Here is an 11074-nt window from a genome sequence, read left to right as displayed (position 1 = left end):
CCTCCTAGATAGCTTAATGTTACCACACTACCACCAGAGGATAAAATGGGTTTAGCCGCTTGTACAAGACGAGTGAGAGAATAAGCACTAATATCAAGGGCTGTTTTAAAACCGTCACGGGAAGTATTACTAAAATCTCCGGCTAAATCTTCTTTTTGAGCAAAGGCTAAACAATGAATTAAAATATCAATACGTCCCCATTTTTCTTTAATTTGGGCAAAGGTTTCATCAATATTGGCATCATCTTGTACGTTACAAGGAAGAAAAATACTAGGATTCAAAGGTGCAACTAATTCTCCTACTTTTTTCTCAAATCTGCCCTTCTCATCAGGTAAATAGGTGACACCAATATTTGCACCAGCTTTATGTAGTTGTTGAGCGATACCCCATGCGATCGACTTATTATTCGCAATACCGGTTACAAGGGCGTTTTTTCCGTTTAAATCTAACATAATCTTGATTTTTTCTCTATTTTTCTGTAATATCTGACAATAATTCGCTAAACTGGTTAAGTTATAGATAGTTATCTAGTTTACAATTACTTATTTTCTTATAGAAAGTGTCGTTTAGACGATCGATCCTTAAATATTATTCTGTAACTATCCCCTATGCAATCAGTATCAAATCAAGAACAACCTTTAGCTTCCGTATTTCGTCAAATTGGTGTCGGAATTTATACCCCAGTGGTAGAAAGATTTGAGCGAGGTAAAACAATATTTTTCCCAGGAGATCCCGCCGAGAGGGTATATTTTTTAATGAAAGGTGCTGTCAAATTGTCTCGGGTATATGAAGCAGGAGAAGAAATTACAGTAGCTTTATTGCGAGAAAATAGTGTTTTTGGAGTACTATCTTTAATTACAGGACAAAAATCTGATCGCTTTTATCATGCAGTGGCTTTCACTCCTGTAGAATTATTATCAGCCCCTATTGAGCATTTCCAACGATCTTTAAAAGAAAATCCTGAATTATCTCGCTTAATGTTACAAGGCTTATCTTCTCGTATACTACAAACAGAGTTGATGATTGAAACCTTAGCACACCGTGATATGGCTTCTCGTTTAGTCAGCTTTTTACTTATCCTTTGCCGTGATTTTGGCGTGCCTAGTCTTAACGGTATTACTATTGATCTTAAATTATCCCATCAGGCGATCGCCGAAGCAATAGGTTCAACTCGTGTTACTGTTACCAGATTATTAGGAGAATTAAGACAAGATAACATGATTACTATTACCAAGAAAAAAATCACCGTACATAATCCTGTTGCTTTGAGTCAACAATTCGCTTAATAGTTGATAGTGAATCGTTGTGAGATAGATATAAATAGTTACAAAACAATATAGTAAAATATAACATTAATATGACATTTTAGATACCTCTAAGTTTAACCCTCACAGATAATGTTGGGTTTTATTCCTCAACCCAATCTACCATAAGAAAATAGAGATCAAAGATGATTAACTATTCATTTACAGTTAAAAGCTCCGCTAAACTCTGAACTCAGTTAAACTAGAAAAAGAGTAAGAAAAAATTTTGTGAGAAGTGAATAACTCTATTTTATATGACCAGTGCCTATATTTTGATCGTGGCAATGTTAATCTTGGGAGGCTTAATTGCCGCTTTAGGCGATCGCATAGGGACAAAAGTAGGTAAAGCCCGATTGAGATTATTTCAACTACGCCCGAAACAAACTGCTATAGTCATTACGATTGGTACGGGCATATTAATTTCTGCTTCTACATTAGTAATTTTATTTGGTTTAAGTGAATCGTTAAGACAGGGTGTGTTTCAATTAGATGAAATTTTAAAAAAACGAAGAGAAATTACGGCTCAGTTAGAAAAAGTTGAGCTAGAAAAACAGAAGGTTGAAACTGAATTAAAAAAAGCACAAGAAAGACAAAATTCAGTGCAAAAGTTACTGATTACAACAGGAAAAGAATTTAAAAAAACTCAAAATCAACTAAAACTTATTTCTACTCAAACAGATAAATTAAAACTAGAACTAAAGACAATTCTTCAGGATAAAACAAAATTATTAGCAGAAAAACAACAAATAGAAGAACAAAGTCAAAGACTAGAAAAATCAATTAGGGAAAGAGATCAAGATTTGCAAAATCAACAAATAGAAATTAAAGAACAAGAAGAGATTTTACAACAACAAGAACATCTTTTAGAGGAACAACAACAAAATTTAAAACAACAAGAATATCTTTTAGAAAAACAACAACAAAGTTTAAAAAAATTACAAAATCAACAAAATCAATTGCAATCAGATATTAAAATAAGAGACGAACAAATATCAAAACTAGATAAAAATATTTTGGCAAAAGATAAAATATTGAAAGATAAAGAGAATGAATTATTATCCCTAGAAAAAGAATTAGGATTTTATCGCCGAGAAGTAGAAATCCTAGAACAATATTATCAAACTTATCAAGATTTAAGAGAAAGACCAATTGCCATTGTCAAAGGGCAAGTATTAACTGTAACTCTAGTCAAGACAGATAAAGACACAAACTTAGAAGAATTAATCGATGGTATTTTAAACGAAGCTAATCGAGGAGTAATGTTGACTTTAGGCTATGGAAATCAGTTTCCTAATCAAAGATTCGTACAAATAACTAAAGGACAAGTAGAACAAATGAAAGAACAATTAATTCAAAAAGGAGAATATTTAGTCAGAATTTTATCGGCGGGGAATTATGTACAAGGGGAAGAAAGAGTGAGAATTTTTGCAGATGTGACACCTAATAAGAAAATTTATGCTAAGAATGAAACTATTGCCTCTATTACCATTGATTCCCATGATTTAAAAAGTACAGAATTACAAGGAAAACTCGATTTTTTAATTTCTGTTAGTGAATTTCGTGCCAGAAGAGAAGGAATATTAGGAAAAATTTTTATCGGTGATGGTAGGATTATTTCCCTAATTAATTTTGTTCAAAAGTTACAATTATCGAAGGAATCTGTTGATGAAATTATAGCGGTAGCGGCTAATGACACTGAGACATCAGGACCGTTACAAATTAATTTAGTCGTTATTTCTGGTGGGAAAGAAATCTTGAGATTTTAACTTTAATAAGCGGGTTTGCATCTAAGTTGACACTTTAGGATAGGGAAGAGCGGATTTGGGAAGAAAGAGACAACAGGTAAACGTTTGAGTCAAGACAAAGGGTTTAAACCTCTTGTTAGGAATTAATAAAAACGGTAAGTTGAATGCGTCAAGTGCTTATCCAAAAACAATTTCATTCCAACTGAGGTAGTTAACCGTAATTATTGAGTATCCCTACAGAGTCGTCTCCAATACTTTTAAGAAAACTGTTATCATAAACAAAATAGTTAAGGTTTATTTAGTTTGATAGAATCTAAATGCTGCGAATAATAACGGATCAAGTCGAAGCAAAACAAGAATTGCAACGCATCAGCGATCGCACTCACCATGAACAAATTGAGACACAATCGGCCACCGTGAAAGACATCATCCAAACGGTAAGAAAACTCGGAGATCGGGCTTTACTAGAATATACTGAAAAATTTGATGGTCAAAAAATTGCCCTAGAAAATCTGAAAGTGAGTGGGTCTGAAATTGATGCGGCTTATCAACAAATTTCGAGGGATTTATTAAAGGCTATCAAACTAGCAACGAAAAAAATTGAGGCTTTTCATCTCCAAAGAGTACCAAAATCATGGGTACAGTTTGCTGACGATAATGTTGTCTTGGGAAGACGTTACACCCCCGTTGATCGAGCTGGTTTATATGTACCCGGCGGACGAGCTTCTTATCCTAGTACAGTACTCATGTACGATATTCCCGCAAAAGTGGCAAAAGTACCGAGAGTTGTTATGGTAACACCCCCTAGTGAAAACGGAAAAATTAATCCAGCAGTGTTGGTAGCAGCTAGTGAAGCAGGAGTTGCAGAAATTTATCGTGTGGGTGGAGCTCAAGCTATCGCTGCTTTAGCCTACGGTACAAATACAATACCCAAAGTTGATGTCATTACTGGCCCAGGTAATATTTACGTCACCTTAGCCAAAAAAGAAGTATATGGCACTGTTGGTATTGATTCTTTGGCAGGACCTAGTGAAGTGTTGATTATCGCCGATAAACACGCAAATTCGGTTCATGTAGCCGTTGATTTATTGGCACAAGCAGAACACGATCCTATGGCGGCGGCAATTTTAATCACTAATAATCGTGACTTGGCTGAAAAAGTACAGCTAGAAGTAGTACGACAATTAGAAGATCATCCTCGTCGTATTTTAACGGAAAAAGCCATCGCCCATTATGGAGTAATTATTCTCACGGAAAATTTAACCCAAGCCGCCGAATTATCGAACCTATTTGCTCCCGAACACTTAGAATTAGAAGTAGAATCTCCTTGGGAATTAGTAGAATATATCCGTCATGCCGGAGCGATATTTTTAGGAAACTCTACTCCTGAAGCTGTAGGAGACTATTTAGCTGGCCCTAATCATACTTTACCGACATCCGGTGCAGCCCGTTACGCTTCTGCTTTAGGGGTTGAAACTTTTATGAAATATTCTAGCTTAATTGAATATAGCCCTGTAGCTTTACAAAAGGTATCTCAAGCGATTATTGATTTAACCGTTGCCGAAGGTTTACCATCTCACGGCAATTCCGTCAAATATAGAAAAATTAATAATTAGGGGTGCGTCTTAGCTTATTTTGGTGAGGATAAATGGAGGACACTCTTGCACTCTTGCAATGGGCAAATTCTAAGATTTTTATAGCCTTCTGATTAACTCAGTAAACCCTAATTATTAAGTGTCAACTATGGTTTCTGCAAAAAATATCTTAATTATCGGTGCAAGTCAAGGCATTGGTAACGGTTTTGTTCAAAAATTAATCAATCAGAGTGATACAGGGCATATTTTTGCTACTTATCGCACAGAAAATACGGCTGAAAATTTATTTTCTTTAAAAAATTTATACCCTCATAAGTTAACTACCATTACCGTTGATGTCACCCATGAAAATGAGATTCAACAAGCCGTTACCATCATTAAATCTCACGTTAATAAGTTACATTTAGTGATTAACTGTGTCGGAATTTTACATGAAGGAGAATTACAACCTGAAAAAAGTTTAAAACATCTTAACACTGATAATTTATGGCGTTATTTTCAAGTTAATACGATTCCGACAGGTATATGGGGAAAACATTTACAACCTTTATTTAAACACTCAGAATCCAGTATTTTTGCCATTATTTCCGCTAAAGTTGGTAGTATTGAAGATAATAAATTAGGCGGCTGGTATGGCTATCGTACTTCAAAAGCAGCTTTAAATATGTTAATTAAAAATATGGCGATCGAATATAGTAGAGTTAGTAAAAATACCATCGTTATTGCCTTACATCCGGGTACAACTAATACTAAATTATCAACGCCTTTTCAAAAAAATGTACTTCCGGAAAAACTCTTTTCTGTTAACCGTTGTACTCAACAATTATTATCAGTAATTAATAATGTGACTATTAATGATAATGGTAAATTTTTTAGTTGGGATGGTAGTAATCTTCCTTGGTAATTATTCTCGTGTTTTTTTTACAAATGCTATCTAATTTTTATACCTAAAATTGAGGATATGCTTGTTCTAGTTTAAGTATAAAATCATCTTCTAAATGTCCAATAATTTTATTAATTCTTGACTTATCTATTACTCTAATTTGCTCACATAAAATAACTGAATCTTCTTTTAAACCTCCAGTATTAGCTGGTACAAAAACATGAGATGCTAAAATAATTGTTCTGATTTTTGATGTCAAAGGAACAATAATTGTATGAGGACTAACTTTATTTGCTTGATCTATTTGTACTATAATAACTGGTCTAATTCCTGCTTGTTCTGTTCCCTTAACTGGATTAAGATCACATAATACAATATCTCCTCGCCTTAAATCTACCACTTAATTTCTCCTTTAGCTAATCTATCTTCATAATCTTCTAAACTAGGAAGATAATCACCAAAATCAGATTCAACAATTTCTAAATATTCTTTAATATTTTCTTCTTGTTCTTCATAATTACTCAATAATCTTCTTTTTTCTAATTGCTCAAATAATAAATATCTTTCTTCACCAGAAAGAGACTCAATAAATTCCACAATTTTATTAATAGTATTATTCATTAGACATCTCCTAATTATTTAATAATTTTTTAACATCCCTGATACCTTCTAATTTTGAATCACGATTTCACTATGGTTTTTAGTTAACGATGATGTCAATTTATAAATATTATGAATAAAAAATAAATTTGTTTTTTATTATAACAATATTTCTCCTTTTGTATTATGAATCAAAAATTAAGTTTAGGTACAAGACTTTTTTTATCCCATTTAGCAGTAATGATGGTAGGTTTAGGTACTTTTGTTTTTATCGCCAAATTTTCCTCTCCTCAATTTTTTATGGTACGATTAGAACAACTAGAAAAAAAGGGTTTTATGACAGTAAGATCAGCTAAAACTTTTTTAATAGAAGGATTTGAGATAGCATGGAATCGTAGCACTTTTTGGTCATTAATTATCGGTAGTGGTACGGCAGGATTTTTAAGTTATTGTTTAAGTCGGAGAATTATGCAACCCCTCGACAAGATGAAAGACATAACCCAAAATTTTGCCCAAGGAGATTGGGAAGAAAGAATGCCTGAAAGTGATATTCCTGAATTAAATCAACTTAGTGCTAGTTTTAATCGTATGGCTAGTGGTTTAGAAGATGTAGAAATCAGACGCAGAGAATTAGTTAGTGATTTAACCCACGAATTACGCACTCCTTTAACGGTAGTGAGAGGATATTTAGAAGAATTAGCCACTGGAAACATCGAGGCAACCCCAGAATTATATTTAAGTTTGGTTAATGAAACTAGAAGATTAGAGCGTTTAACCCATGATTTACAAGAATTATCCCAAGCTGAAGCAGGTTATCTTTCGATTAATCCAAAACCCTTTGATTTATACCCTCTTTTACAATCTTTAGTGGAGAGATTTTCTGATCAACTTTTAGATGATGGACCCATTTTTACCATTGATAGTCCTTCTACTTTACCTAAAATAATAGCAGATCGTGATCGAACCCAACAAATTTTAGTGAATCTCATTGGTAATGCCATTCGTTATACAGAAACTGGTACTATCACTATTAAAGCCGAAGTTAAATTTCCTTATCTATGGATAGGGGTGATTGATACTGGCGTGGGTATTTCTGTTGATGATTTGCCTCATGTTTTTGAGCGATTTTGGCGAGCTGATCGTTCCCGTTCGAGTTATTCTGGTGGTAGTGGTATTGGTTTGGCGATCGCTAAAAGATTAGTAGAGTTACAAGGAGGAAGAATAGAGGTAGAAAGTGAAATAAATCAAGGCACAACTTTTCGATTTTCTTTACCTTTATCGAATTAAAATCACAATAAAATAATATGTTAATTAGTTATATAATTGCTTCTTTTTTTCTGGCAAATAGTCAATTATTACCTAATTTTACCGAACTTAAACAAAAGTTAGAAAAGTATAATTTTACCGTTAAAATCGAATCACCTCCCCAAAGAAGTACTTACGGTTTATTAGAGGTAAAAACTCGCACTATTTGGATTAATCCTATAGTTTTTGACTTAGGTATTGCTTTACCAACTCTGATTCATGAAGCAACTCATGCTGCTCAATTATGTGAAGGAAATGGAGAAATTAGAGCCTTAAATTTGAAGTTAACACCACCGAATATTAGTCGCCCTTTTTTTACCCATTATAACGATGGTTTAAGACGACATTTAGAAGCGGAGGCTTATACTATACAAACTCATGCTGATGGTTATAATTTAGTGATTTCTCTACTAGATAAACATTGTCAAAATTAACAATAGTCATCAACCATTATTAGGAAAATAAGGGATAAATCCCTTACTAGGAGCGATTTAAAAATCTAATTTTTTTAGTAATAAATCTATATTAAAATGCTCTTCTATTAAATTTTGTACACATTCCACTTTGATTGTTTCATGTAATCTTACTGTTCCAAAAGCTCGATCCACTATTTCTACGGTGGTAAGGGTATCAAAATCTACCTTTAAAATCGGTATTTCTAAGTCTTCAGCTCGTGCTAAAATAAGTTGCTGAGGAGGAGTATGTCCTGTTAAAATTAGGCAGTTTGTAGAGCTTTCTAGTGCCGCTAGTTGTAAATCCGTGCGATCGCTTCCTGTAATTACTGCCATATTCTGCCTTTGACGGAAATATTCAAGGGCGGAGTTGACATTCATTGCACCAACAGTAAGGCTTTCTACCATTAAGTCTAAACGATCTTCACGACATAAAACCTTCGCTTTTAATTGAGAAACTAATTCTCTGACACTAACACTTTGTAAAAGTCTGTCAGTGGGTAACATCCCCAAAATTTCTATATCTTTAGATTGAAAAAAGGGTTTAATGGTATTTTCTAAAATATCTAATTGTTGGTGAGGAATACTGTTAATTAAAACACCGATAAGACGATCTTGAAAAACTTGTTTAGCCTCTAAAATTTGATCAATAATCAACAAAGGTTCATATTTAACTACTAACAATGCAGAAGCATCTATTTTTGCTGTAATTTCTGGTGCGCAAAGATGGAATAAATTTCCTTGAATTAAATTTCCGGCACCTTCCAAGAGAACTAAATCTGCATCAATAGAGGCACAATATTCTACTAATTCATCTTGATAATTATGTTCTTTTTCGATATACTCAATAATGGTTTTTTCGTCAAGTAATAATAAAGGTGATTTTACTTGAGATTCAGATAAGTTTAAAGTTTGACTAATAAATTGTAAATCTTGTTCGTCTCTGAGGCTATCTAACGGATTAAAACAAGTGCCGATGGGTTTACCATAACCTAGTTTAATACCCTTATTTTGCAATTGATGAGCGATACCCAAAATAGTAGCAGATTTACCAGTATATGGTTCACTCGAAGCGATGAATAAATATTTATTTGACATAGTAATTGATGATAGTAAGTTGTGTAGTTTAAATTCGGAAAAATAAAATAGAATATAGCGTTTTTCTGATAAATCAGTTAAATAAGTCTTGCAAAATTAATCGATGCCCTTTACTTTTCTCAAATCTATAATAACAATAGGTTTAAATCTATTGTTATTATAGAATTAATTTTGTCTCAGTACTTATAGCAGAAAGCAGTCATGGAATAATTAGTATTTAAACAGAATCAATTTAACATTTTGTTACGGTAGGCACTCATACAAAAAAAAGAGTCAAGAGGCAAAACAAATATAACTGATTATTAGTAAATATATAATTAATGAGGTAAAGGCAAGGGGCAGTCATCCCTTTGTTAGCAAGATTTATAGAGATCTAACCGTAATGAAAGACGCTATAAAACACCCTTAGAACTAGGTATTTCGTGAATACGACGAGCATCCATTTCTAAAGCCATGCGCATGGCTCTGGCAAAGGCTTTAAAAGTGGCTTCAATGATATGATGAGAGTTAATTCCGTCTAGTTGACGAATATGTAAGGTAATTTGGCTATGATTAACTAACGCCACAAAAAATTCTCTCACTAATTGAGTATCATAGTTACCAACTCTTTGGGTAGGTATTTCTAAGCCATAACTTAAATGTGGTCTGCCTGAAAAATCAAGAATTACTTGAATTAAGGCTTCATCTAAAGGAGCGATAAAATGCCCAAAACGGTTAATTCCTTTGCGATTTCCCACGGCTTTGGCTATTGCTTGTCCTAACGTAATTGCTACATCTTCATTCGTGTGATGATCGTCAATTTCGATGTCTCCCTTAGCTTGAATCTCTAAATCGAATAAACCATGAGAACAAATTTGGTGTAACATATGATCAAGAAAAGGAATCCCCGTGTTAACATTACATTTTCCTTCTCCATCAAGGTTAACTTGTATTTTAATATCCGTTTCTTTGGTGGTGCGACTGACAGAGGCAACACGACTTTGATGGGCGATAGATTCTAAATTAGTCGGTAAAGTAGTAATAATTGACATTATTTAACTTATAGTTTTAATTAAACAAAAAATAAAAGATTATGTCTCAAGATATATCTATCATAATCGTTTTTGAACTTACGGCAATTTTAGCTGGATCAACTCGTGATTGGAGTCGATTTTCAGAGTTAGGAATTTGTTGCATTCCCCAAATAATCTTAGAAGAATTAGAGTTTTTGACAAAAAGGGCTGTTTCCGACACTGAGGAGAAAACCGTAAGAGAATTTTTGCGTTTTTTCCCTAATAGTGATTGGCAAATCAATCAGGGTATGACTCATCATGCCTCTTTAACGGCGACAGAAGGAGAAAATTTGAGTAAAAATGCTCGTTTACAATTGGCGATCGCCGAATCAGTATATTATCTTACCTTAGAAAATCCCCATACATTAATAATATTAGTCGCCAATCAACAGAATTTAAGAGAAGAGTTGGAAAGTATTGAGCAAAATAATTTAGCGACTCTAACTTTAGCTCAATTTACTCAATGGTTACGCACCAAACAAAAACCCGTTAATGTTAGTCAAAAAATTGCCGGTTTAAGTAACGGGAAGATTTCTCCTCTTCCTCCTCCGATAAAGAATATCAATAGTAACGGTAAAACGGGAGATGAAAATCCTCAAAATTATTCACCGAAGGCAAAAGTAAAAAACAAAAATAACACCCCCCATAGCATCATTTCAGGATTATTAGCTATAGGAGGTTTTACTATTACCATTATGGTTGCTTGGTATTTTATTCAACCTAAATCTTTTCAGCAATTTTGGCAAAAAACAGGTTTACCATCCATCAGATTAGAAGACTAGGAGACTCTTAAGACTAGAAGACTAGAAGATTAAAAGACTAGAAGACTAGAAGACTAGAAGATTAAAAGACTAGAAGATTAAAAGACTAGAAGATTAAAAGACTAGAAGATTAAAAGACTAGAAGATTAGAAGATAGGGTGAGAGAAATATTTTTGCTTTCTCATTCTTCATCCTAAATTCTAAATTCTAAATTCTTAATAGTAATCATGTTCTGGTTGCATTTGAGGCATAGCTAATTCAAAATTAGAAGGATCTCGC

Annotated in this window: 12 protein-coding genes; 7 read left to right on the top strand and 5 right to left on the bottom strand. The window is 33.4% G+C overall.

The features are described 5' to 3' along the window. Window positions 1–452 (bottom strand): SDR family oxidoreductase (locus FWJ34_RS14620; RefSeq protein ID WP_308256068.1); only part of this gene is annotated, 452 nt, incomplete at its 3' end. A 156-nt stretch (window positions 453–608) separates the two neighbouring features. Here FWJ34_RS14620 and ntcA point away from each other — a divergent pair. The 4 genes from ntcA (at window position 609) to FWJ34_RS14600 (ending at window position 5548) form a co-directional block, all read left to right on the top strand. After that, window positions 609–1286: a global nitrogen regulator NtcA gene (gene ntcA, locus FWJ34_RS14615; RefSeq protein ID WP_308256067.1), complete on the top strand. Its 678-nt coding sequence runs from the start codon at window positions 609–611 to the stop codon at window positions 1284–1286. 272 nt (window positions 1287–1558) lie between these two features. Then, window positions 1559–3070 (top strand): DUF3084 domain-containing protein, encoded by a 1512-nt coding sequence (locus tag FWJ34_RS14610; protein WP_308256066.1) that lies wholly within the window; start codon window positions 1559–1561, stop codon window positions 3068–3070. A gap of 296 nt (window positions 3071–3366) precedes the next feature. Continuing rightward, a complete protein-coding gene (gene hisD, locus FWJ34_RS14605) occupies window positions 3367–4665 on the top strand; it encodes a histidinol dehydrogenase (RefSeq protein ID WP_308256065.1) in 1299 nt (432 codons plus the stop codon). 118 nt (window positions 4666–4783) lie between these two features. After that, entirely contained in the window at window positions 4784–5548 is a 765-nt protein-coding gene (locus FWJ34_RS14600) for an SDR family NAD(P)-dependent oxidoreductase (protein WP_396231977.1), read from the top strand. A gap of 43 nt (window positions 5549–5591) precedes the next feature. Here the strand turns inward: FWJ34_RS14600 and FWJ34_RS14595 are convergent, their stop codons facing one another. Together FWJ34_RS14595 and FWJ34_RS14590 are read right to left on the bottom strand one after the other, a co-directional pair. Beyond that, window positions 5592–5927 (bottom strand): type II toxin-antitoxin system PemK/MazF family toxin, encoded by a 336-nt coding sequence (locus FWJ34_RS14595; RefSeq protein ID WP_308256063.1) that lies wholly within the window; start codon window positions 5925–5927, stop codon window positions 5592–5594. Further along, on the bottom strand, window positions 5921–6148 hold the full coding sequence (locus tag FWJ34_RS14590; protein WP_308256062.1) for a hypothetical protein: 228 nt from the start codon (window positions 6146–6148) through the stop codon (window positions 5921–5923). Before FWJ34_RS14590 ends, FWJ34_RS14595 begins: the two co-directional genes overlap by 7 nt. 165 nt (window positions 6149–6313) lie before the next feature. Between FWJ34_RS14590 and FWJ34_RS14585 the strand changes: the two genes are divergently transcribed. Next, window positions 6314–7414 (top strand): HAMP domain-containing sensor histidine kinase, encoded by a 1101-nt coding sequence (locus FWJ34_RS14585; RefSeq protein WP_308256061.1) that lies wholly within the window; start codon window positions 6314–6316, stop codon window positions 7412–7414. Between the two features lie 17 nt (window positions 7415–7431). Then, a complete protein-coding gene (locus FWJ34_RS14580; protein WP_308256060.1) occupies window positions 7432–7866 on the top strand; it encodes a hypothetical protein in 435 nt (144 codons plus the stop codon). Between the two features lie 57 nt (window positions 7867–7923). On the opposite strand, the gene FWJ34_RS14575 is transcribed toward FWJ34_RS14580, so the two are convergent. Both FWJ34_RS14575 and hisB read right to left on the bottom strand, forming a co-directional pair. Further along, window positions 7924–8982 carry a phosphotransacetylase family protein gene (locus FWJ34_RS14575; RefSeq protein ID WP_308256059.1) on the bottom strand — a complete coding sequence of 353 codons (1059 nt, stop codon included), beginning with the start codon at window positions 8980–8982 and terminating at the stop codon, window positions 7924–7926. Between the two features lie 392 nt (window positions 8983–9374). After that, a complete protein-coding gene (hisB, locus tag FWJ34_RS14570; RefSeq protein WP_308256058.1) occupies window positions 9375–10013 on the bottom strand; it encodes an imidazoleglycerol-phosphate dehydratase HisB in 639 nt (212 codons plus the stop codon). 41 nt (window positions 10014–10054) lie between these two features. Between hisB and FWJ34_RS14565 the strand changes: the two genes are divergently transcribed. Next, complete coding sequence (locus FWJ34_RS14565) at window positions 10055–10816, top strand: PIN domain-containing protein (RefSeq protein ID WP_308256057.1); 762 nt, start codon at window positions 10055–10057, stop codon at window positions 10814–10816. Window positions 10817–11074 lie beyond the last annotated feature (258 nt).

Source organism: Geminocystis sp. GBBB08, from assembly GCF_016743215.1.
GTDB lineage: Bacteria > Cyanobacteriota > Cyanobacteriia > Cyanobacteriales > Cyanobacteriaceae > Geminocystis.
This window is presented reverse-complemented; position numbering and strand designations above follow the sequence as displayed.